The organism is Microbacterium sp. bgisy207 (assembly GCF_057706855.1).
Window position 1 is genome coordinate 184,447 of record NZ_JBYIPB010000004.1, and the last position, 21,048, is coordinate 205,494.

General features: G+C 65.6%; 22 protein-coding genes and 2 tRNA genes. 13 read left to right on the forward strand and 11 right to left on the reverse strand.

What is annotated here, in order from left to right; genetic code table 11:
• Positions 1-29: 29 nt before the first annotated feature.
• From AC3ENO_RS05380 to rpmH, 8 genes are all read right to left on the reverse strand, one after another.
• The gene (locus tag AC3ENO_RS05380; protein WP_434969574.1) at positions 30-959 is read right to left on the reverse strand and encodes a ParB/RepB/Spo0J family partition protein; all 930 of its coding nucleotides are present in this window, start codon (positions 957-959) and stop codon (positions 30-32) included.
• The gene (locus AC3ENO_RS05385) at positions 959-1,912 is read right to left on the reverse strand and encodes a ParA family protein (RefSeq protein WP_434969575.1); all 954 of its coding nucleotides are present in this window, start codon (positions 1,910-1,912) and stop codon (positions 959-961) included. Before AC3ENO_RS05385 ends, AC3ENO_RS05380 begins: the two co-directional genes overlap by 1 nt.
• A gap of 121 nt (positions 1,913-2,033) precedes the next feature.
• Complete coding sequence (gene rsmG, locus AC3ENO_RS05390) at positions 2,034-2,660, reverse strand: 16S rRNA (guanine(527)-N(7))-methyltransferase RsmG (protein WP_434969576.1); 627 nt, start codon at positions 2,658-2,660, stop codon at positions 2,034-2,036.
• A gap of 27 nt (positions 2,661-2,687) precedes the next feature.
• Positions 2,688-3,200 (reverse strand): Jag family protein, encoded by a 513-nt coding sequence (locus AC3ENO_RS05395; protein ID WP_434969577.1) that lies wholly within the window; start codon positions 3,198-3,200, stop codon positions 2,688-2,690.
• Positions 3,201-3,216: 16 nt separating this feature from the next.
• Positions 3,217-4,371: a membrane protein insertase YidC gene (yidC, locus tag AC3ENO_RS05400; RefSeq protein WP_434969636.1), complete on the reverse strand. Its 1,155-nt coding sequence runs from the start codon at positions 4,369-4,371 to the stop codon at positions 3,217-3,219.
• Between the two features lie 6 nt (positions 4,372-4,377).
• Entirely contained in the window at positions 4,378-4,728 is a 351-nt protein-coding gene (gene yidD / locus AC3ENO_RS05405) for a membrane protein insertion efficiency factor YidD (RefSeq protein ID WP_434969579.1), read from the reverse strand.
• On the reverse strand, positions 4,725-5,060 hold the full coding sequence (gene rnpA / locus AC3ENO_RS05410) for a ribonuclease P protein component (RefSeq protein ID WP_434969581.1): 336 nt from the start codon (positions 5,058-5,060) through the stop codon (positions 4,725-4,727). Before rnpA ends, yidD begins: the two co-directional genes overlap by 4 nt.
• Positions 5,061-5,067: 7 nt before the next feature.
• Positions 5,068-5,205 carry a 50S ribosomal protein L34 gene (gene rpmH, locus AC3ENO_RS05415; RefSeq protein WP_434969582.1) on the reverse strand — a complete coding sequence of 46 codons (138 nt, stop codon included), beginning with the start codon at positions 5,203-5,205 and terminating at the stop codon, positions 5,068-5,070.
• Positions 5,206-5,624: 419 nt separating this feature from the next.
• On the opposite strand from rpmH, the gene dnaA reads away from it, so the two are divergent.
• From dnaA to AC3ENO_RS05450, 7 genes are all read left to right on the forward strand, one after another.
• Entirely contained in the window at positions 5,625-6,920 is a 1,296-nt protein-coding gene (gene dnaA / locus AC3ENO_RS05420; protein WP_434969638.1) for a chromosomal replication initiator protein DnaA, read from the forward strand.
• Between the two features lie 454 nt (positions 6,921-7,374).
• Entirely contained in the window at positions 7,375-8,526 is a 1,152-nt protein-coding gene (dnaN, locus tag AC3ENO_RS05425; protein WP_434969583.1) for a DNA polymerase III subunit beta, read from the forward strand.
• A gap of 46 nt (positions 8,527-8,572) precedes the next feature.
• Positions 8,573-9,742: a DNA replication/repair protein RecF gene (recF, locus tag AC3ENO_RS05430; protein WP_434969584.1), complete on the forward strand. Its 1,170-nt coding sequence runs from the start codon at positions 8,573-8,575 to the stop codon at positions 9,740-9,742.
• Positions 9,739-10,239, forward strand: a complete 501-nt coding sequence (locus AC3ENO_RS05435; protein WP_434969585.1) for a DciA family protein — start codon at positions 9,739-9,741, stop codon at positions 10,237-10,239. The genes recF and AC3ENO_RS05435 overlap by 4 nt, the downstream gene beginning before the upstream one ends.
• A 121-nt stretch (positions 10,240-10,360) precedes the next feature.
• Positions 10,361-12,400, forward strand: a complete 2,040-nt coding sequence (gene gyrB / locus AC3ENO_RS05440) for a DNA topoisomerase (ATP-hydrolyzing) subunit B (RefSeq protein WP_434969586.1) — start codon at positions 10,361-10,363, stop codon at positions 12,398-12,400.
• Between the two features lie 38 nt (positions 12,401-12,438).
• Entirely contained in the window at positions 12,439-15,006 is a 2,568-nt protein-coding gene (gene gyrA / locus AC3ENO_RS05445) for a DNA gyrase subunit A (RefSeq protein ID WP_434969587.1), read from the forward strand.
• The gene (locus tag AC3ENO_RS05450) at positions 15,003-15,404 is read left to right on the forward strand and encodes a DUF3566 domain-containing protein (RefSeq protein WP_434969588.1); all 402 of its coding nucleotides are present in this window, start codon (positions 15,003-15,005) and stop codon (positions 15,402-15,404) included. Before gyrA ends, AC3ENO_RS05450 begins: the two co-directional genes overlap by 4 nt.
• Positions 15,405-15,452: 48 nt before the next feature.
• On the opposite strand, the gene AC3ENO_RS05455 is transcribed toward AC3ENO_RS05450, so the two are convergent.
• Positions 15,453-16,166, reverse strand: a complete 714-nt coding sequence (locus AC3ENO_RS05455; protein WP_434969589.1) for a VIT1/CCC1 transporter family protein — start codon at positions 16,164-16,166, stop codon at positions 15,453-15,455.
• Positions 16,167-16,350: 184 nt separating this feature from the next.
• On the opposite strand from AC3ENO_RS05455, the gene AC3ENO_RS05460 reads away from it, so the two are divergent.
• From AC3ENO_RS05460 to AC3ENO_RS05475, 4 genes are all read left to right on the forward strand, one after another.
• A tRNA-Ile gene (locus AC3ENO_RS05460) sits at positions 16,351-16,424 on the forward strand.
• Between the two features lie 10 nt (positions 16,425-16,434).
• Positions 16,435-16,507: transfer RNA gene (locus tag AC3ENO_RS05465), tRNA-Ala, on the forward strand.
• 114 nt (positions 16,508-16,621) lie between these two features.
• Positions 16,622-17,977: an NtaA/DmoA family FMN-dependent monooxygenase gene (locus tag AC3ENO_RS05470; RefSeq protein WP_434969590.1), complete on the forward strand. Its 1,356-nt coding sequence runs from the start codon at positions 16,622-16,624 to the stop codon at positions 17,975-17,977.
• Positions 17,978-17,981: 4 nt separating this feature from the next.
• Positions 17,982-18,419 (forward strand): NUDIX hydrolase, encoded by a 438-nt coding sequence (locus AC3ENO_RS05475; RefSeq protein ID WP_434969591.1) that lies wholly within the window; start codon positions 17,982-17,984, stop codon positions 18,417-18,419.
• A 62-nt stretch (positions 18,420-18,481) separates the two neighbouring features.
• Here the strand turns inward: AC3ENO_RS05475 and AC3ENO_RS05480 are convergent, their stop codons facing one another.
• Positions 18,482-19,066, reverse strand: a complete 585-nt coding sequence (locus tag AC3ENO_RS05480; protein WP_434969592.1) for a DNA helicase — start codon at positions 19,064-19,066, stop codon at positions 18,482-18,484.
• Positions 19,067-19,160: 94 nt separating this feature from the next.
• On the opposite strand from AC3ENO_RS05480, the gene AC3ENO_RS05485 reads away from it, so the two are divergent.
• Together AC3ENO_RS05485 and AC3ENO_RS05490 are read left to right on the forward strand one after the other, a co-directional pair.
• Complete coding sequence (locus AC3ENO_RS05485) at positions 19,161-19,733, forward strand: peptidylprolyl isomerase (RefSeq protein WP_434969593.1); 573 nt, start codon at positions 19,161-19,163, stop codon at positions 19,731-19,733.
• Positions 19,734-19,751: 18 nt separating this feature from the next.
• Entirely contained in the window at positions 19,752-20,615 is an 864-nt protein-coding gene (locus tag AC3ENO_RS05490; protein WP_434969594.1) for a rhomboid family intramembrane serine protease, read from the forward strand.
• Between the two features lie 73 nt (positions 20,616-20,688).
• Here AC3ENO_RS05490 and AC3ENO_RS05495 read toward each other — a convergent pair whose 3' ends face one another.
• Complete coding sequence (locus AC3ENO_RS05495; protein ID WP_434969595.1) at positions 20,689-20,928, reverse strand: cell division protein CrgA; 240 nt, start codon at positions 20,926-20,928, stop codon at positions 20,689-20,691.
• Between the last annotated feature and the right edge of the window lie 120 nt (positions 20,929-21,048).

Sequence of the window (21,048 nt, forward strand, 5' to 3'; positions counted from 1 at the left end):
GAGGCCCGCTCACGGTGCGATGTGGACGATCACGATCCGAATCGGTCGACACCCATCTCCGCCAGGATCCTGTTGAGATCCTGGATTGTCGCGAAATCTATGCTGATCTGGCCTTTCTTTGCTGTCAGCGTGATGCGCACGCGCGTATCGAGCCGGTCACCGAGACGCTCCGCCAGATCGTCGAGCTGTCCGCGCCGGCTACCGGCCTGCGGCTTCGCCGGCTTACGTCCGGCGGATGCGACCCCCTTCGCGGCCGCCTCCGCTTCGCGCACTGACAGGTCCTCATTGACGATCTTGTCGGCGAGGCGTGCCATGGCGTCCGCATCGTCGACGGAGAGGATCGCGCGCGCGTGGCCGGCACTGATGACACCCGCGGCTACGCGCTGCTGCACCGGAATGGGCAGCTTGAGCAGGCGAATGGTGTTGCTGATCTGCGGACGGGATCTCCCGATACGGCCGGCGAGTTCCTCCTGCGTGATCCCGAAGTCCTCGAGCAGCTGCTGATACGCGGAGGCCTCTTCTAGCGGGTTGAGTTGCGAGCGGTGGAGGTTCTCGAGCAGCGCGTCGCGCAGCAGGTGCTCATCAGCTGTCTCCCGGACGATCGCGGGGATGGAGGCAAGGCCCGCCTCACGGGAAGCTCGCGTGCGCCGCTCACCCATGATGAGCTCATACGTGCCATCGCCCCGGTCGCGCACGACGACGGGCTGAAGCACGCCGAACTCACGCACACTGTGAACGAGTTCGGCCAGTTCATCGGGATCGAAGTTCGTCCGCGGCTGGCGCGGATTGGGCACGATCGTGTTCGGGTCGATGTGGATCAGCCGCGCGCCCGGCACGGCCACGAGGTCTTCTGCGGGCGGCGCCTCAGGGAAGAACACGTCGACGGGACGACTCTCCCCCTGATCGGCGGTGGGGATGAGGGCACCGATTCCGCGCCCGAGTCCCGTCCTCTTGGCCATCAGGCCTCCTTCTCGTCATCACCCGTGTCGGATGCCGCAGCTTCGGCATCCGGTCGACCATCGCGCTGCACGATCTCGACGGCCGCTTCGCGATAGGCGACAGCTCCGACCGATTGCCCATCGTAGGCGATGACGGTCTGCCCGAAACTCGGCGCCTCCGAGATGCGCACGGACCGGGGGATGACCGTTCGCAGCACCTGCTCCGGAAAATGGGCGCGGACCTCGTCGGCGACCTGCTGCGACAATCTCGTGCGTCCGTCGTACATCGTCAACAGGATCGTCGACAGTGTCAGAGTGGGATTGAGGTGCTTCTGGATCATCCCGACAGTACCCATGAGCTGACTGAGACCCTCAAGGGCGTAGTACTCGCACTGAATCGGGATGAGCACCTCGTCGGCAGCCGTGAAGGCGTTGATCGTGAGGAGTCCGAGCGACGGCGGGCAGTCGATCAGCACGATGTCGATGTCCGCGCCCTTCTTCGACAGGTACTTCTCGAGTGCGGCCCGTAGACGGCGCTCGCGAGCGACCAGCGACACCAGCTCGATCTCTGCACCTGCAAGGTGGATGGTGCTGGGGGCGCAGTAGAGCCGAGGGGACTCGGGGCTCTGCTGGACGACCTGGGACAACGGACGCTCCTCGACGAGGACGTCGTAGACACTGGGTGTCTCCGCGTTATGCGGGATGCTCAACGCCGTGGATGCGTTGCCCTGCGGGTCGAGGTCGATGACCAGCACCGTCGCACCCATGTGAGCGAACGCGGCGGCGAGGTTCACGGTCGACGTCGTCTTCCCGACCCCGCCCTTCTGGTTGGACACAGTGAAGATGCGACGCCTGCCGTCGTACTGCAGGGGCATCGCATCGAGCGCGCGGCGCCGGGCCGTGAGATCGGCGAGCTCGCGTGCCAACGGGGTGTCGTAGAACGAGTCCGTTGCGGGGTCCTCGTCGTGTTTCACGTGAAACGCTCCGATCGGGTCAAGGGCTTCTCCACTCTATGCTCGGCGTCCGACGCGCTCGGTGCGCGAACACCTCTCGGCGGCACATGTTTCACGTGAAACGCGAGTCGTGACGTTCGCCTCAGGCTCGGACAACGGCTCGAACCACACGGGTCGATTCATCCAGGACGCCCTCTCCGAGGGTGAGGACCTCAATCCCGGTGAGGCCGAACCGCCGGATCTGCTTCTGCGCGGCATCCAGCTCCGCCTCCGCGCCGCGACCCTTGAAGAGCACGAGCTCCCCTCCCGGCCGGACCAGCGGCGCGGTCATCGGGATGAGGGTGCGCAGCGCGCTCACGGCGCGCGCCGTGACCACGTCCACCGGTTCCTGGGGAGACCACTCCTCCGCGCGCGACCGAACGACGGTGACGTTGTCGAGGCCCAGGGACAGCGCCTGCTCGTTCAACCACGCGACCCGGCGCTCCATCGGCTCGACGAGTGTCCATTCGACATCCGGGCGAGCGATCGCCAACACGATCCCGGGAAGCCCCGCTCCCGATCCGATGTCGGCTGCCCGGCCGTGGAAGAGAGGTGCGGCGATGACACTGTTGAGGATGTGCCGTGTCCACAGTCTCGGGAGTTCGAGCGGACCGATCAGGCCCCGTGTCTCACCCTCCTCCGCCAGCGCAGCGGTGAACGATCGAGCACGATCCAGGTGCTCACCGAAGAGGGACGCAGCTACCGCCGGTTCGCGCTCGAGAGTCGTCATCGATGTTTCACGTGAAACGCGCGGCGCTCAGGCACGGCGGATGACGGTGTGGCGGTCGGCGCCTTCGCCGTATGACTCGGACACGAGCCCTCGCTCTGCGACCAGATCGTGGATGAGCTTGCGCTCGTAGCTCGACATCGGGGGGAGGGACGCCTGAGACGCACCCTCCTCGAGACGTGCGACGGCGCGGTCGACCAGGGCATCGAGTTCTCGCTGGCGCGTGTCCCGCGAACCTCCGATGTCCAGGATGAGCCGCGAGAACCGTCCCGTCTGATTCTGAACAGCGATGCGCGTCAGCTCCTGCAAGGCCTGCACCGTCGTCGGTTCGGACAGCAGCGCGAGCCCGCCGGACCGATCGCCGGCTTCCTGTTCGATCGAAACATAGGCGCGACCGTTACGGACGTCGAGCGCCAGGTCACCGTCGATGTCGGCGATATCCAGAAGGCCCTCGAGGAAGTCGGCGGCGACGTCGCCTTCCTGCTCCAGCTCTTCGATGCTCGCTTCTGACCGCGGGGAAGCGGTGTCGGGGGTCGTGGTCATGTCCACCCTCGTGTTTCTACTTGTTCGATTCCGGGGAGGGCGAAGAGCCCCCGGTCGCGCTGCCCTTGGGTCGCGGATTCTGCGGTCGAGGGTTCGCCCCTCCGGCGGGCCGCTGGCCCTGCTTCTTCGCCCGCTGCTTACTCATGGGCTGTTCACGCTTCGGGGCCTGAGCCTTCGCCCGCTCGGCCTCCTCGAGCAGTCGCTGCTGCTCGGCGAGATACTTCTCCATCGGAACGATCTTGCCGCTCGAGTCGATCGCCTTGCCCTTGCGAGCCAGCCGCTCCTCGCGCTGTTTCGCCGCCTCGGACCCCGGGGTCGGCATCTCACGGATGACGATGAACTGCTGAACCATCGTCCAGATGTTGCTGGTGAACCAGTACAGCACGACGCCGAGGGGGAAGAAGACGCCCGAGAACACGAAGGCAAACGGGAGGACCCAGAGCATGATGCGCTGCATCTGGTATGCCTGGCCCGTCTTCGCCTCGGGGGAGAGGTTCTTCGAGATGATCTGCAGCTGCGTGAAGAACTGCGAGGCGATCATCAGGATGACCAGAACCACGAGGATCATCACGGCCGGGGTGTTGCCCGCGTTCCAGGCATCGATGAGCGTCTCGTGGAGCGAGGCGACTCCGAACAGCGACGCATCGTAGAACTGCTGCGTCAGCTCTTCGTTCAGGAGACCGACACCGCCGATACCTGCCTGCGCGTGACGGGAGACGTCGCTGAGCACGGAGTACAGCGAGAAGAAGATCGGCATCTGCACCAGCAACGGCAGGCACCCGGACACCGGGCTCGTGCCGTGCTTCTTGTACAGCCCCATCGTCTCGCGGCTCATCGCTTCACGAGAGAGCTGATCCTTCTTCCCGCGGTACTTGTCCTGGATCTTGCGCAGCTCCGGCGCGATCTCCATCATCTTCCGCTGCGACTTGATCTGCTTGACGAACAGCGGGATCAGCGCTGCGCGGACCACAACGACAAGGCCCACGATCGAGAGCACCCAGGTGATGCCCTCGGCCGGCGGCATGCCGATCGCCGTGAACAGCCAGTGCCAGAAGACGAGGACGAGCTCGACGACCCACTTGAGCGGCCACAGAATGATGCCGAACAGGTCGAAACCACCGCCCGCGGCCGGCTCGGTCGGGGCGGGAGTCGCACTGGTGAGGAGATCCAGCAAGGATCAGTCCTTTCTGCGTGGCACGACGAACCCGTGCCGGGTGAGATCGAATCGGAAGTGATCGTGGGGCGGAACATCATCGACGCCACCCTTCGCCCACGGATGACACCTACCCAGCCGCGCCGCCGTGAGCACCGCTCCCTTGAGAGCGCCGTGCTGTTGCACGGCTCCCACGGCGTAGGCCGAGCACGACGGATAGTACCGGCACACGTCGCCATAAAGGTGGGAGATCGTCGCGCGATACCCATGCAGCAAGGCCAGAACAGTGTTCCGAGGCAGCAGTGGCAGCGCCCGCGCGAGATCTGCGGAATCCAGTTGTGCCTGACCCAGGGCGTAGGAGGGGAGTTCGCTCATCGCTTTTCCCCCGTGAGACACCGTGCGACATCGTCGGCGAGAACGTCGTAGGGGGCCCGCGCTGCCGCCGGCAATGCACGGATGACGACCTGCGAGCCCGGGCGGATCTCATCGATGAGGCCGGCACTGATCGCCTTGAGACGTCGGCGCACCGTATTGCGGGTCACGGCCGATCCGACCTGCTTGCTCACGATGAAGCCGAACCGCACGGGATCGGCATCCGCGGACACGGCCGTGTAGCTCATGATGTGCGCAGCCACACACCGGCGACCCCGGCGGACGACGGAACGATAGTCCGCGCCCCGGGTGATCCGGTGCGCGCGCGCGAGCACTGTGACGTCAGGCCGAAAGCGCGCTGCGACCCTTGGCGCGGCGTGCCGAGAGAATGGCACGGCCGGCGCGGGTGCGCATGCGGGCACGGAAGCCGTGCTTCTTGGCGCGGCGGCGGTTGTTGGGCTGGAACGTACGCTTGCTCATGAGATCACTTCCGGATGTGGTGTCGCCGGGATGCTCACACCGGGACGATGAATCGGGGACGGCCACAAGGGCACAAGTCAACCGACTAAGGGTACGTCGAGCGGGCCGCGAACTCAAACCGGCCGGCAGTGCCCGCACATTATCCCCAGCGTCATCCACCACCTGGAGACGACACGCCCCACCCGTCTACAGTTGATTTTGCGCTGAAGGATGCCGCTGACTACCGTTGCTCCGAAAGTTATCCACAGCCGGGGACGGGCTCGCCGCACCGACGCTGCTGACGCCTGAGGGGGGCTATGTCGAGCCAGGAGATTCCGGATGTCCCGATCTGGACGGCTGCGCTGGAGTTCCTGCGCACCGACGAACGGATCACTCCGCAGCTCGAAGGGTTTCTCAATCTCGCTGTCGCGCAGGGAGTCATGGGTGGCACGCTCTACCTGGATGTGCCGAACGAGCTGACCGCCGCGCAGATCAACAAGCGGATGCGGGCACCGATCCTCGAAGCTCTCGCGCACGCCGACGACGGAAACGGTGAAAGCGTCTCCGCGTTCCGTGTCGTGGTCAACCCCGACCTCGCCGAGTCCCAGATGAGCGCTGTCATGCCCCTGGCCGCGCCGGCGACAGCATCCGTCCACCGCAGCAGCGACGAGACGGTCGAGACGACCACGACCTCGTCGCGCACAGACACACGACTGAATCCCAAGTACACGTTCGACAACTTCGTCATCGGCCAGTCCAACCGCTTCGCGCACGCGGCTGCCGTCGCCGTGGCGGAAGCTCCCGCCAAGGCGTACAACCCCCTCTTCATCTACGGCGATTCGGGGCTGGGGAAAACGCACCTCCTCCATGCGATCGGTGACTACGCGATCAGCCTGTACGCCGGTATCAAGGTGCGCTACGTCTCGAGCGAGGAGTTCACGAACGACTTCATCAACTCGATCGCCAACAACCGGGGTGCGGCATTCCAGGCGCGGTACCGGGATGTCGACATCCTGCTCATCGACGACATCCAGTTCCTGCAGGGGCGCGCGGAGACGCAGGAGGCGTTCTTCCACACGTTCAACCAGTTGCACGACCACGACAAGCAGGTCGTGATCACCAGCGACGTGCCGCCCAAGCACCTCACCGGGTTCGAGGACCGGATGCGAAGCCGGTTCGAATGGGGTCTGATCACCGATGTGCAGGCGCCTGACCTCGAGACCCGCATCGCGATTCTGCGCAAGAAGGCCCAGAGCGAGCGTCTTCACATTCCCGACGACGTGCTCGAGTACATCGCCACCGCCGTCTCGTCCAACATCCGGGAGCTCGAAGGCGCCCTCATCCGGGTCTCCGCGTTCGCGAGCCTCAACCGGTCGAGTCTGGACATCTCCCTCGCCCAGACCGTGCTGCGCGACATCATCGATCAGGATGACGCCAACGTCGTCTCACCGACCGACATCATCGCGGCCACCGCCGCCTACTTCAAGCTGTCGGTCGACGACCTCTATGGATCGAGTAGATCTCAGGCGGTGGCTACCGCGCGCCAGATCGCGATGTACCTGTGCCGGGAGCGGACAAGCCTCTCTCTCCCCAAGATCGGACAGCTCTTCGGCAATCGCGATCACACGACAGTCATGTACGCGTACAAGAAGATCAGCGACCTCATGAAGGAACGCCGCTCGATCTACAACCAGGTCTCCGAGATCACGGCGCAGCTCGGCCGCAACGGGCGCTGACACCGGCATCCGTGTCACAACCCGCGGGCTCATAGGAAGCTCATGGATTCTCACTTGACAGTGAGTCTTCACCGGCCCCAAAATATGCGTTCCCCACAGTGTGGATAACTTGTGGATAAGTGTGGACGCCACCGCTCCAGCTGTGAGTGAGGTCCCGTGCTCCTGTGGAACATGCGCGGCGACCGCGGCGTGGACGATGGTCACTCACACGCATCCTCCGCAGCCCATCCACAAATGACACGAATGTGGTTTCCGTGCGGCACAAGGGATCGCGTGAGTCATCCACAGTTCCCACAGGGGTTAACACCATGACGAATACTTCCCTGAGATGAATCCGGTTCGATGACCTTGGGTTGCTGGCCTCGGCTCCGGCGTATCGACACAGACCCCTTGAGGTCACAAGACAGCAGGGCACTAGCATGGGAGAGCCCAACCGGATGTCGAGGGAGCGCGCGTGAGGTTCGAAGTCAACCGCGATGTGTTCAGCGAGGCTGTGTCGTTCGTCGTCAAGCTCCTGCCACAACGCAACCCGCAGCCGATCCTCGCGGGCATCCTGATAGAAGCCAGTGCCGACGGGCTCTCGCTGTCCGCCTTCGACTACGAAGCGTCGGCGCGCACGCGCATCGATGCCACCGTCGAAGATTCGGGAACGATCCTCGTGCACGGCCGGCTCCTCTCCGAGATCGCCAACCGGCTCCCGAACGCACCGATCACCGTCCGCGTCGACGACGACGGCGGCATCCTCCTGACCTGCGGATCCGCGAAGTTCACGCTGGCATCCATGCCAGTGGCCGAGTACCCGGCCATTCCGGAGGTCACCGGTGAATCCGGTCTGGTCCCCGCCGACGAGTTCGCGACGGCCATCTCGCAGGTGGCCTTTGCGGCGTCGCGCGATGACGTCACGCCCGTGCTCACCGGTGTGCAGCTCGAAGTGGCCGGGAACCGACTCAGCCTTGTCGCGACGGACCGGTACCGGGTCGCGCTGCGCGAGATCTCGTGGGATGCAGGAGGCGGAGCATCCGATGAGGGCGCGACGGCCCTCGTGCCCGCCCGCACGCTCACCGAAGTCGGCAAGACCTTTGCCCACTCGGGACAGATTTCGATCGCGTTCTCCGGAAGCGGCGACCGCGAGATCATCGCCTTCACCGCGGGCAACAAGACGGTGACGTCGCTCCTGATCAAGGGGAATTTCCCTCCTGTGCGCCGGCTCTTCCCGGAGCAGACCGAGCACCACGCGGTCGTGAACACCGCGGAGTTCGCCGAAGCAGTTCGCCGCGTCTCGCTTGTGCTCGACCGGTCGGCGCCGCTGCGGTTCACCTTCGGGGCGGAAGGTGTCTCGATGGATGCCGCCGGAACCGAGCAGGCGCGCGCGACAGAGTCCGTCGACGCCACTCTCCTCGGCGATGACGTCACCCTCGGCCTCAATCCTCAGTATCTGCTCGAGGCGCTCGGCGCCGTCCGCAGCGAGTTCACGCGTGTGACATTCACCTCGAGTGACAACGCGAACAAGCTCAGCCCCGTCCTCATCACGGCGCAGACCTCCGTCGACCGCGCGGGTGAGGATTCGTTCAAGTACCTGTTGCAGCCGAACCTGCTCCTGCGCTGACCGGCGACGCGGTTCTCGCGTCGCCGGCGCCGGATACCCTGTACCGATGATCGTCGAGCGGCTGAGTCTTACAGACTTTCGTAATTACGCTTGCGCCGATCTCGAGCTCTCGAGCGGCCCGACGGTACTGGTCGGAAGCAATGGGCAGGGAAAGACCAACTTGGCCGAGGCCGTCGCGTATCTGGCCACGGCGGGATCTCACCGTGTCTCAAGCGATGCCCCGCTCGTGCGTGACGGTGCGGAGTTCGCGATCGTACGTGCCAGGCTCGCACACGGTGAGCGACGGCTGAGCGTGGACGTGCAGATCAACCGGCAGGGATCCAACCGTGCGCAGGTCAACGGGTCGACCGTGCGTACGGGAGAACTCGGCAGATATGCCCAGGTCGTGTTGTTCGCACCCGAGGACCTGCAGATCGTCCGCGGTGACCCGGGCGCCCGCCGGCGCTTTGCCGACCAGCTCCTCGTGCAGCGCTACCCGCGGCTGTCGGCGACGTTGGCCGACTATGACCGGGTGCTCAAGCAACGCGGTGCGCTGTTGAAGTCGGCACGCGCTCGCCGTCTGGGCAGCGAGGCGCTGCCGACGTTGGATGTCTGGGACGACAAGCTGGTCGCGCTCGGCGTGGACATCATCCGGGCGCGGGAAGCGCTCGTGAGAGATCTGGCGGAACCGATCGCGACGGCGTACGCAGCGATCGCGGGAGCCGACCACGCACCCGATGCGCGGTGGGTGCTGTCGGTGGATGGGGCAGATCCGGACGACGAAGAGCGCATCGTCGATCCCGCTGACACGGGGGATCTGTACGAGCGATTCCGCCGCGCGCTTCGGGACAAGCGCGCATCCGAGTTGGAGCGCGGCGTCAATCTGGTCGGACCGCACCGCGACGATCTGCTGCTCTCCCTTCGTGGCCTTCCCGCCCGCGGGTACGCCTCTCACGGGGAGTCCTGGTCGTTGGCGCTGGCACTACGGATCGCATCCGCGCACCTGCTTCGGGCCGAATCACAGCTCGGTGACCCGATCGTCATCCTCGATGACGTGTTCGCCGAACTCGACGCCGGCCGCCGCACCCGGTTGGCCGACATCGTCGGCGAGTTCGAACAGGTGATTGTGACGGCCGCCGTGGAGCAGGATGTGCCGCCTGCACTTCGCGTGGGAACCGTGCGCGTCGAGGCCGGGACGTTGGCGGCCAGTGGCCCGGTATCGGGGGCCGGGTCGTGACCACCCCGGCGGCTGATGCCGCACCCGCCGTTCCCGAGACCGTCGCGACCTATCTGCGGTTGCGCGGTCTTGCTCCGACCGCTCGCGTGGCCCGGCGGCGCCGGCGTCGTGTCGACGACGAGAACGAGCCCTTCACGCCGGGCCGCGACCCGAGAGGTGTCGCCGACGTGCTGACCGACCTCACCCGGGAGGCTGGCTGGGATGCTCAACTCGCACGTGAGGACGTGGTGCGCACCTGGAACGAGGTGGCGGGAGCAGAGACTGCCCGGCACACCAGGCCCGTGGGCTTCACCGACGGGATTCTCACCGTGCAGGCCGATTCGACGGCCTGGGCGCGTCAGCTGCAGCTCATGCGCTCCCAGATCCTCACCGAGATCCTTCGGCGCTATCCGGACGCGGGTGTCGAGAGCGTACGGTTCATCGGCCCGGACGTCCCCTCCTGGAAATGGGGTCCCAGAGCCGTTCCAGGCCGTGGTCCGCGCGATACCTACGGCTGACCCACCTCGCGGGACATCCCGAGGACTTTCATCGCGCCACAGCCCCGTAGAGCGCGTGAACAAGACGCAGAGTTGATAGACTGCTCGCTAGTCCGATCGTCGATGTGGAGCGCCTCTCACTATGCCCTCAGAAGTCCCTGAAAGCGTTCCCGAAGATCCGCAGCTGGCGCACTCCGGCAAGGTCCAGAACGAGTACGGGGCGGATGCGATCCAAGTCCTGGAAGGACTTGAGGCGGTGCGCAAGCGGCCCGGCATGTACATCGGCTCCACGGGTGAACGCGGTCTTCATCACCTCGTGTACGAGATCGTCGACAACTCCGTCGACGAGGCTCTCGCCGGTTACTGCGACACGATCACCGTCACGATCCTCGAAGACGGCGCTGTTCGTGTGGTCGATAACGGTCGTGGCATCCCGGTCGACATGCACCGCACGGAAGGGAAGTCGACCGTCGAGGTGGTGCTCACGGTCCTGCACGCGGGAGGAAAGTTCGGCGGCGGCGGATACGCCGTCTCGGGCGGCCTGCACGGAGTGGGATCCTCGGTCGTCAATGCGCTTTCGACGCGCCTCGAGGTCGAGGTCAAGCGTCAAGGTTTCGTCTGGCGACAGTCCTTCCGTGACGGCGGCACCCCCCTGGCTCCGCTCCAGAAAGGGGAGCCGAGCGACGAGACGGGCACGACGATCACGTTCTGGCCGGATCCGGGCATCTTCGACACGGTCCACTTCGACTACGACACCCTTCGGACGCGCTTCCAGCAGATGGCCTTCCTCAACAAGGGCCTGCGCATCACTCTGCGCGACGAACGACCCGACTCCGCGTACGTGGTGGATGACCAGTCAGGCGCATCCACGCCGACACAGCCCCACGATGACTTCCTCTACGAACGGGGGCTCGTCGACTACGTCGAGTACCTGAACAAGGTCCGCAAGACGGAGGTCGTCAACGACGAGATCATCGAGGTCGAGTCGGAAGACACCGACCGTCACATCTCGCTCGAGCTCGCGATGCAGTGGACCACGAGCTACACCGAGAATGTGTTCACATTCGCGAACACCATCAACACGCACGAGGGCGGCACGCACGAAGAGGGTTTCCGCGCGGCGCTCACGGCTCTGGTGAACCGGTACGCCAGAGCACAGGGACTGCTCAAAGAGAAGGATGACAACCTCACGGGTGAGGACATCCGCGAGGGACTGACCGCCGTCATCTCCGTGAAGCTCTCCGAGCCCCAGTTCGAGGGTCAGACCAAGACGAAGCTCGGCAACACCGAGGCCAAGGCGTTCGTCCAGAAAGTCGTGGGCGACCAGCTCACCGACTGGCTCGACCGTAATCCCGCACAGGCGAAGAACGTCATCCGGAAAGCGATCGACGCCGCCACCGCGAGACTGGCCGCCAGGAAGGCCCGCGAGACGGCGCGGCGCAAGAGCGTCTTCGAATCGGCAGCCATGCCCGACAAGCTCAAGGACTGCGTCTCGAAGGACCCGTCCATCAGCGAGATCTTCCTCGTCGAGGGTGACTCCGCGGGCGGCTCCGCCGTCGGCGGGCGCGACCCCCATACGCAGGCGATCCTGGCTCTGCGCGGGAAGATCCTCAACGTGGAGCGCGCGCGGCTGGACCGGGCCTTGGGCAACAAAGAGGTCCAGGCGATGATCTCCGCGTTCGGCACGGGCATCGGTGAGGATTTCGACATCACGAAGGCCCGCTATCACAAGATCGTGCTGATGACGGATGCCGATGTCGACGGGCAGCACATCACGACGCTGCTGCTGACGCTGCTGTTCCGCTACATGCGCGGGCTCATCGAAGCCGGATACGTGTACCTGGCGCAGCCCCCGCTGTACAGACTGAAGTGGTCGAACTCGCCGCACGAGTACGTCTACTCCGACCGGGAGCGCGACGCTCTCCTGGCAGAGGGCACCGCTGCCGGCAAGCGGATTCCCAAAGACAACGCCATCCAGCGCTACAAGGGTCTCGGTGAGATGAACGCCGAGGAGCTGTGGGAGACGACGATGGATCCGCAGACCCGAACGCTGCGGCAGGTGACCATCGATGACGCGGCCGCTGCCGATGAGATCTTCTCCATCCTCATGGGCGAGGACGTTGAGTCTCGCCGCGGGTTCATTCAGCGAAACGCCAAAGACGTCCGGTTCTTGGACATCTGAGCGAGCGACGACAGTACAGCGACGAAGTAGAGACAGCGATGGCAGCCGAAGAACGCCCCGAGCCCGTGCACAACCACGGTCGCATCGACCAGGTCGACCTGCAGCTGGAGATGCAGCGCTCGTACCTCGACTACGCGATGAGCGTCATCGTCGGGCGCGCCCTGCCCGATGTCCGCGACGGCCTGAAGCCCGTGCACCGCCGCGTCATCTACGGCATGTACGACGGGGGATACCGTCCCGACAAGTCGTTCTCGAAGTGCTCCCGTGTCGTCGGCGAGGTCATGGGTCAGTACCACCCCCACGGTGACTCCGCCATCTACGACACCCTCGTGCGGCTCGTGCAGCCCTGGGCGCTGCGCTACCCCTTGGCCCTCGGGCAGGGCAACTTCGGCACCCCCGGGAACCAGGGTGCCGCTGCCCCTCGGTACACCGAGACCAAGATGGCGCCGCTGGCCCTCGAGATGGTCCGCGACATCGAAGAAGAGACCGTCGATTTCCAGCCCAACTACGACGGCCAGACTCAGGAACCGATCGTCCTTCCGGCGCGGTTCCCGAACCTGCTCGTCAACGGCTCGGTGGGAATCGCGGTGGGCATGGCCACGAACATCCCGCCGCACAACCTGCGCGAGGTCGCCGCCGGCGCCCTCTGGGCGCTCGAGCACCCCGAGGCCACGCGCGAGGAACTGCTCGAGGCGCTCATGGAGCGCATCCCGGGTCCGGACTTCCCGACAGCCGCGCAGATTCTCGGCACGAAGGGCATCAAGGACGCCTACCGCACCGGACGCGGATCGATCACGATGCGCGCCGTGGTCAACGTCGAGGAGATCCAGGGACGCACCTGCTTGGTCATCACCGAGCTGCCGTATCAGGTGAACCCCGACAACGTCGCGGTGAAGATCGGCGACCTGGCCCGCGAGGGCAAGATCACGGGCATCGCCGACATCCGTGACGAGTCCTCGGGTCGCACCGGACAGCGTCTGGTCATCGTGCTCAAGCGCGATGCCGTGGCGAAGGTCGTGCTCAACAATCTCTACAAGCACACGCAGCTGCAGGAGAACTTCGGCGCGAACATGCTCGCGATCGTCGACGGGGTTCCGCGCACCCTGCCCCTCGACGGATTCATCAGCTACTGGATCGATCATCAGGTAGACGTCATCGTCCGGCGCACCCGTTTTCGGTTGCGCAAGGCCGAAGAGCGGATGCACATTCTGCGCGGCTATCTCAAGGCGCTCGATGCGCTCGACGAGGTCATCGCGCTCATCCGTCGTTCTGCGACCGTCGACGATGCCCGCGAGGGCCTGAAGGACCTGCTCGAGATCGACGACATCCAGGCCGACGCGATCCTGCAGATGCAGCTTCGCCGACTCGCCGCGCTCGAGCGACAGAAGATCATCGACGAGGCGACTGAGCTCGAGGCTCAGATCCTGGATTTCCAGGCGATCCTCGCCGATCCGATGCGCCAGCGCTCCATCATCCGCGACGAACTCACCGCGATAGTCGAGCGCTTCGGCGATGAGCGACGTACCGAGATCATGCCCGGCTACGACGGCGACATGTCGGTCGAGGACCTCATCCCTGAAGAAGAGATGGTCATCACGGTCACCCGTGCCGGCTACATCAAGCGCACGCGCAGCGACAACTACCGGTCGCAGCACCGCGGGGGCAAGGGCGTCAAGGGTGCGCAGTTACGCGCGGACGACGTCGTCGAGCACTTCTTCGTGACAACCACTCACCACTGGCTGCTCTTCTTCACGAACAAGGGTCGCGTCTACCGGGCCAAGGCGTACGAGGTTCCTGAGGCGGGTCGGGATGCAAAGGGTCAGCACGTCGCGAACCTCCTCGCCTTGCAGCCCGAAGAGGAGATCGCCCAGATCCTGGACATCCGCGACTATCAGGCGGCACCGTACCTGGTGCTCGCCACCCGCAGTGGCCTCGTGAAGAAGACGCGGCTGATCGAATACGACACCAACCGTCAGGGCGGGGTCATCGCCATCAAGCTTCGCGGCGGTGAGGATGGCGAAGCCGGCGACGAGCTGACCTCCGCGATGCTCGTCAACGAGGACGACCACATCCTCCTCATCAGCAGGCAGGGCATGTCGCTGCGATTCGCGGCGACGGATGCTGCCCTTCGCCCCATGGGACGGGCCACCGAGGGCGTCAAGGGCATGTCTTTCCGCGGCGATGACTGTTTGCTGTCGGCATCCGTCGCCCGAGATGAGGGATACGTCTTCGTCGTGACCGAGGGTGGCTATGCCAAGCGCACCGATGTCGCACAGTATCGCGAGCAGGGTCGCGGAGGTCTGGGCATCAAAGTCGCGAAGTTGACCGAGGATCGGGGGGTCCTCGCGGGCGGACTCATCGTCTCGGAGGACGACGAGGTCTTGGTGGTTCTTGCCAGCGGCAAGGTGGTACGCTCTGCCGTGGCCGAGGTCCCCGCCAAGGGTCGCGACACGATGGGTGTCGTCTTCGCCCGCCCCGATGACGAGGATCGCATCATCGCGGTCGCGCGTAACGGAGAGCGGGTTGTGGCAGAGGTAGCTGCGGCCACGGATGCGTCGGATGACGCCGCCTCCCCCCAGAATCTTGAAGGAAGTCCCGACGCATGACGACGGTTGCCGACAAACTCGCGAAGAAATCCAGCAAGACGACGACCAAGCAGGTGCGCCTGCGCCTGGTGTACGTCGACTTCTGGTCGGCCGTGAAACTGTCGTTTCTCGCGGCCGTGGCGATCGCGATCGCGACCGTTGTCTTCTTCGTGCTGATCTACCTCATCCTGCAGACGACCGGCTTGATCTCGCAGGCCGATGAGTTCATCGGCAGCTTCACCGATGGCAGCTTCTCTGTCTCGGCGGTGCTTTCGCTGCCCCAGGTGCTCGCGTTCTCGGCGATCGTGGCGATCCTGAACCTCGTGGTCGTCACGGTCATGGGGGCGGTCGTCGCGGGAATCTACAACCTCGCCGTCAAGGTGACCGGCGGGCTGCTGGTCGGCTTCACGTCCAACTGATTCGAGGATGTCGCCGGCGCGACGGGGTTCGACCGTTCCGACGTTCGGTCAGACCACGGTGGTGCCGAGGAGGGTGCCGATCGCATAGGTCGCAGCGAGAGCGAGAGCACCACCGATCACGAGCCTGATGACCGCCCGTCCCTGCGACGCGCCACCTAGCCGCGCCGAGATCGACCCGGTGACTGCCAGCGCGATGAGCACCGCGACCACCGTGACCGGCACCCGCCACTCCGGCGGGGGCAGCAGGATGGCCAGGAGCGGCAGGAGCGCGCCGAGCGTGAAGGCGACGGCCGACGAGAAGGCGGCTTGCCACGGGTTCACGAGGTCGTCCTCGTCGATGTGCAGCTCGACCTCGAGGTGGGCAGCCAGCGCGTTGTGCGCGGTGAGTTCCTCCGCCACCCGTTCGGCGGTGTCTCTGCTGAGCCCGCGCTCCTGGTAGAGCTGGGTCAGCTCTTCGAGTTCCTCGGCTGGCATCTCGACGAGCTCGCGTCGCTCCTTCGCGATAAGCGCTCGTTCGCTATCGCGTTGACTGCTCACCGATACGTACTCCCCGAGCGCCATCGAGATCGCGCCACCGACCAGTCCCGCCACACCGGCGAGCAACAGGGCGGGCGTCTCGGTCGTTGCGCCGGCGACACCGACGACAAGGGACGCGACGGAGACGATGCCGTCGTTGGCGCCGAGGACTCCCGCCCGCAGCCAATTGAGCTTCTGACTCACACCGGTTGCGTGCGGCTCATGAGGATGTGTCGTGTCGGTCACGAGGCTCAGTCAACAACCGACGACCGTGCGGGGCAATGAAGGTTGGGCTAAGCGAACCTGTCGTCCGGGTGACGTTCCGGACCACCCGCTCGCGAGCTGGAGGCAGCCGCCGCCCGAATTCGTGAAATGGCACCGCGTCCGGTAAAGTCTTGGAGGTTGACGGCGCGAAGCGCCGACAGCGTACGGGGCTATAGCTCAGGCGGTTAGAGCGCTTCACTGATAATGAAGAGGTCCCAGGTTCAAGTCCTGGTAGCCCCACGCACGCCCCGGGGCCTTAGCTCAGTTGGTAGAGCGCCTGCTTTGCAAGCAGGATGTCAGGAGTTCGAATCTCCTAGGCTCCACAGTTTCTTCTTCCCGAGGCCCTCCCGCCTCTTGCGCAGCGTCACGCGCGCGTAACAGCTGGCGCGTAGCGTTGCGTCACCACGGCACGTGTGTGCGCGGCGAAGGGAGCGGATGTGTCGGCACTGCGATTCGGTGTCTTCGAGGTCTACGGCCCGCAGGTCGGTGGCACGCTGAGCTGGCCGCATCCGCTGAGCGACTCGATCGAGTTCGCCGACCCCGACCGATGGGTGCGCCTGGCAAAGGTGATGGATGCTACCGGGTTCGACTTCCTCTTCTTCGCCGATGGCTATGGATACCCGATCGTCGGCGACGACATCAGCGCTGATGCCGTCGCGCACGGCATCAACTTCTCGGGGTACGACCCCGCAACACTCTTGCCGGTCCTCATGCGGGAAACCTCAGAGCTGGGGTTCGTCGTCACCGCGACGACGGGAATCGATCACCCCGTCCAACTCGCTCGCCGCTTCTCGACCCTCGACGCGATCTCGGGCGGGAGGATCGGCTGGAACATCGTCACCGGCGCATCGCAGAATGCGGTTGCCGAACTCTTCGGGCACGACGAGATGGTCGCGCACGACACCCGGTACGCGATGGCCCAGGAGTACGTCTCGCTTGCGCGGCGGTACTGGGAGGATGCCTGGAGTGACGACGCGCTCGTCGCCGATCGCGCATCCGGCGTGTACGCGCAGCGGTCCGGCATCCATCGCGTGGTCTACGAGGGTGACCACTACCGTTCGCGCGGATACTACGGCGCCCCGCCCACGCCTCAGCGCACACCGCTGCTCTTCCAGGCGGGAACCTCGCCGGCCGGCCGGGCTTTCGCTGCTCGGCACGCCGAGTGCGTGTTCGTCCAGGCGACCACGCCGACCCACACGGCATCCGCTGTCGCCGACCTGCACCGTCGCGCGAGTGAAGCGGGGCGAACCACGGCGCTCGTGACGATGGCGGGTCTCACCGCGATCGTTGCCGAGACCTCCGCCGAGGCCCGCGAGCTTGCCGACGAATTCGACCGGATGCAGACCGACGATGTGGTTGCGACCCTCTATGCGGGAAACACCGGAATCGACCTACGGACCCTCGACCCTGACCAGACCCTCCACCAGGTGCTCGATGCCGGCGGACCCATCGGACAAATGGGCACCAGCAACATCGAGAGATTCCTCGGCAGCGCCGACCGCCCCGCCCCGACAGTTCGCGAGATCCTCGACGAGCTGCGGGGGCGCGGCACGCGCGGGTTTCGGCTGGTCGGAGACCCGACCGAGGTCGCGGACGGCGTGGAGGAGCTTGCGGCCAGCACCGGGCTCGACGGGTTCCTCATCGAGCCGGTGTTCGGCACGCGGGATGTCGCCGCGTTCGGCGACCTCGTTCTACCGATTCTGGGTGAGCGAGGGCGGCTTGCGCCGCGCCGCGCGGACGCCACGTTCCGGTCTCGCATGCAGGAGAAGCTGCCCGTGGCTCCCGTATCGTGAATCCATGGATCTGCGGGTCGCTGCGTACTCGATCGTCATCGACGACGACAGGCGCATGCTGCTCGCCCACTGGAACGAGAGCGGCGCCTCGGGGTGGACCCTTCCCGGCGGGGGTCTCGAACCCGGGGAGAGTCCGGATGCTGCCGCTCGCCGTGAAGTCCACGAAGAGACCGGGTACCGGGTCGCGCTCGACGAGCTTCTTGGCATCCACTCGCGCGTGATCCCCGCGCACCGACGCCTCGTGCCTGGGTCTGATCTCCCGCTACAGGCACTCCGGATCGTCTACCGTGCCCATGTCACCGGCGGGACCCTGCGCAACGAGACCGAGGGAACCACCGACCGCGCGCAGTGGTTCGCACTGTCGGATGTGCGCCGGCTCAAGCGCGTGAGTCTCGTCAATATCGGGCTGCGGATGGCGGGACTCGGCTCCTTCGCACGCTGAGGGTCGTCAACAAACAACTGCGGCGCCCGGAAGCCGGGCGCCGCAGCGCGAACTGATCTGGATCAGGCGTCGGGAGCGCGCAGCGGGTCGTCGGCGACCCACAGCTCGTCATCCGCGCGGAGCGTCTGCCACGCCGCGTACAGCACGCCCGCAGCGGCAATGACACCCAGGATGATGGCGAAGACACCGCCGGCGCCGATCCCCTGCTTCTGAGGCTCGAGGGCCGACAGCTTCTTGGACAGCTTCTTGGAGACGTCCTTGCCGTACTTGTCGGCGAGCTTCGCGTACTTCTTCGCGTCAGGAGCCGACAGGCCCCGACCCGCGGCAAGCCGCGCGCGCGTCTCGGTGGCGGCATCCCATGCCGACAGCGCCGAACCGACGACGGCTCCGGTCGCGGGGATCGCACGATTGGTCAGGAACGACTTGGATGACGCGAGTCCGCGCTGCACATACGGCTGGGCGTACCGGCCGTAGGCTTCCTGAACCTGGGGCACGACCTGCTCGCGGCCGTAGTTGCCCAGCTGCCGACCGGCCTCGCGGGCGATGTCAGCGGCTTCGCCGACGAGCACCTGCTGCGACTCCCAGATGTCGTTCGCGTGCTTCTGGAGCTTGCGGAGTTCCTTCTTGCGCTTGCGGCTGAGGCTCACGGGGCCCTCCCTGTCGTGTCGACGTGGTCTTCCCATCTTGCCATGCGTGCCGCAGACGGGAAGTGTTCCCGGCGAACTCTGAAAGAATGGCCCCATGCCACAGCACACCGCGGTCGCCACGATCCACACCAACCACGGCGACATCGTCGTCAATCTGTTCGGAGACCAGGCTCCGCGCACCGTCCAGAACTTCGTTGGCCTGGCCGACGGTAGCCGCGAATGGACGCATCCGGGAACCGGGCAGCCCGGAGAGGGCGCCCTCTACACCGACGTGATCTTCCACCGCATCATCGAAGGCTTCATGATCCAGGGCGGCGACCCGCTGGGGGTCGGCACCGGCGGGCCCGGCTACACCTTCAACGACGAGATCAGCCCTGAGCTCACCTTCACCGAGCCCTACAAGCTCGCCATGGCCAACGCAGGGCTGCGCCGCAACGCGATCACCGGTCAGCCCGAGGGCACCAACGGATCGCAGTTCTTCATCACGGTTCCCGGTCAGGGTGGCCGCGGACCCGAATGGCTCCAGGGCAAGCACACGATCTTCGGCGAGGTGGCGGATGACGAGTCCCGCCGCGTCGTCGACGCGATCAGCGCTGTCGCGACCGGGCCCGGCGACCGCCCGATCGAGCCCGTCGTCATCTCGTCGATCGACGTCGTCTCGGTCTGACGGGAGACGGCGCCAGCCGTGACGACGTCCGACCAGTTCCGCAGCAACCGGGACAACTTCTGCTACCGGCATCCGGACCGGCAGAGTTTCGTGCTGTGCCAGCGGTGCCTGCGCACGATCTGCCCGGAATGCCAGACGCAGGCTGCGGTCGGGGTCATCTGCCCGGAGTGCCTGCGGGAGCAGCGAGCGACCCAGACGAGCGCCCAGAAGAAGGCCGAGCGGCGCTGGTCGCGCGCGCCCGCGGCCGTCGGGACGCAGCGCCCGACGGCAACGTACGTCATCATCGCGATCACGGCGGCGGTCTTCGTACTCCAGCTCCTCGTACCCGCGATTGACCGGCTGTTCGCCTTCAACAGCGTCTTCGTCATCCCATCGATCGCCTTCGAGCCATGGCGGCTCCTGACCGCGGTATTCCTGCACTCGAGCTTCTTCCACATCGGGTTGAACATGCTCGCGCTCTGGTTGATCGGCAGGTCACTGGAGCCGCTCCTCGGACACGGCCGGTTCGTCGCGCTCTACCTGTTGTCAGGCCTGGGCGGATCCGTCGGTGTCGCTCTGCTGGCACCCGGAGTCACGGTCGTCGGCGCCTCGGGCGCCGTCTTCGGACTCCTCGGTGCCCTCTTGGTGATCGGCCGGCACATCGGAGCGAACATCACCGGCATCCTGATCATCCTCGGGATCAACCTCGCCATCGGGTTCATCCCCGGCTACAACATCGCGTGGCAGGCGCACCTCGGCGGTTTGGTCGTGGGCGCGCTCATCGGGCTCGTCTTCGCCCGGACTCGCACGAGGGCTCGGCAGCCGTTGCAGATCGGACTGCTCGTCGCCATCGGTATCGGGCTGTTGGCGCTGCTCGCGATCCCTGCCGCGTTCTACGTCTGATTCATCCACAGATTCATCCACACCTGGGGATGAATCACAGTCATGTAATTCCGATGCACCGGGCTCGCGGGTGTCAACGCCAGCGCGTTGTCATGAGGAAACCGACGAAGGCGATGCCGAAGCCGATCACGAGGTTCCAGGCGTCGATCCCGGGAATCGGGAACTGCATCCCGCTGATGTAGAAGACGAGAACCCAGACCAGGCCGAGCAGCATGAGCCCGATCATCACCGGCTTGAACCAGACAGGGTTCGGTGCGGACTCAGCGCTGCTGCTCTCGACGATCGGTTCGTCGTCGTTGCTCGGGCGTGCCATGCGTCAAGTCTAACTGCCAGGGCTCGTGCAGCAGGAGACGAATAGAATCGCGCGTAGGACGGATGGCGGGGGCGGTCGCAGGCTTCCCGGGAGGTCGCGGTCGCACAGGGCAGCTGCGCA

Excerpts from the sequence above, each read along its gene's own strand:
- AC3ENO_RS05380 (WP_434969574.1), bottom strand. The coding sequence starts at position 959 with ATGGCCAAGAGGACGGGACTCGGGCGCGGAATCGGTGCCCTCATCCCC.
- rsmG (WP_434969576.1), bottom strand. The coding sequence starts at position 2,660 with ATGACGACTCTCGAGCGCGAACCGGCGGTAGCTGCGTCCCTCTTCGGT.
- AC3ENO_RS05395 (WP_434969577.1), bottom strand. The coding sequence starts at position 3,200 with ATGACCACGACCCCCGACACCGCTTCCCCGCGGTCAGAAGCGAGCATC.
- yidD (WP_434969579.1), bottom strand. The coding sequence starts at position 4,728 with ATGAGCGAACTCCCCTCCTACGCCCTGGGTCAGGCACAACTGGATTCC.
- rpmH (WP_434969582.1), bottom strand. The coding sequence starts at position 5,205 with ATGAGCAAGCGTACGTTCCAGCCCAACAACCGCCGCCGCGCCAAGAAG.
- dnaA (WP_434969638.1), top strand. The coding sequence starts at position 5,625 with ATGGGTGGCACGCTCTACCTGGATGTGCCGAACGAGCTGACCGCCGCG.
- recF (WP_434969584.1), top strand. The coding sequence starts at position 8,573 with ATGATCGTCGAGCGGCTGAGTCTTACAGACTTTCGTAATTACGCTTGC.
- gyrB (WP_434969586.1), top strand. The coding sequence starts at position 10,361 with ATGCCCTCAGAAGTCCCTGAAAGCGTTCCCGAAGATCCGCAGCTGGCG.
- gyrA (WP_434969587.1), top strand. The coding sequence starts at position 12,439 with ATGGCAGCCGAAGAACGCCCCGAGCCCGTGCACAACCACGGTCGCATC.
- AC3ENO_RS05450 (WP_434969588.1), top strand. The coding sequence starts at position 15,003 with ATGACGACGGTTGCCGACAAACTCGCGAAGAAATCCAGCAAGACGACG.
- AC3ENO_RS05475 (WP_434969591.1), top strand. The coding sequence starts at position 17,982 with ATGGATCTGCGGGTCGCTGCGTACTCGATCGTCATCGACGACGACAGG.
- AC3ENO_RS05485 (WP_434969593.1), top strand. The coding sequence starts at position 19,161 with ATGCCACAGCACACCGCGGTCGCCACGATCCACACCAACCACGGCGAC.
- AC3ENO_RS05495 (WP_434969595.1), bottom strand. The coding sequence starts at position 20,928 with ATGGCACGCCCGAGCAACGACGACGAACCGATCGTCGAGAGCAGCAGC.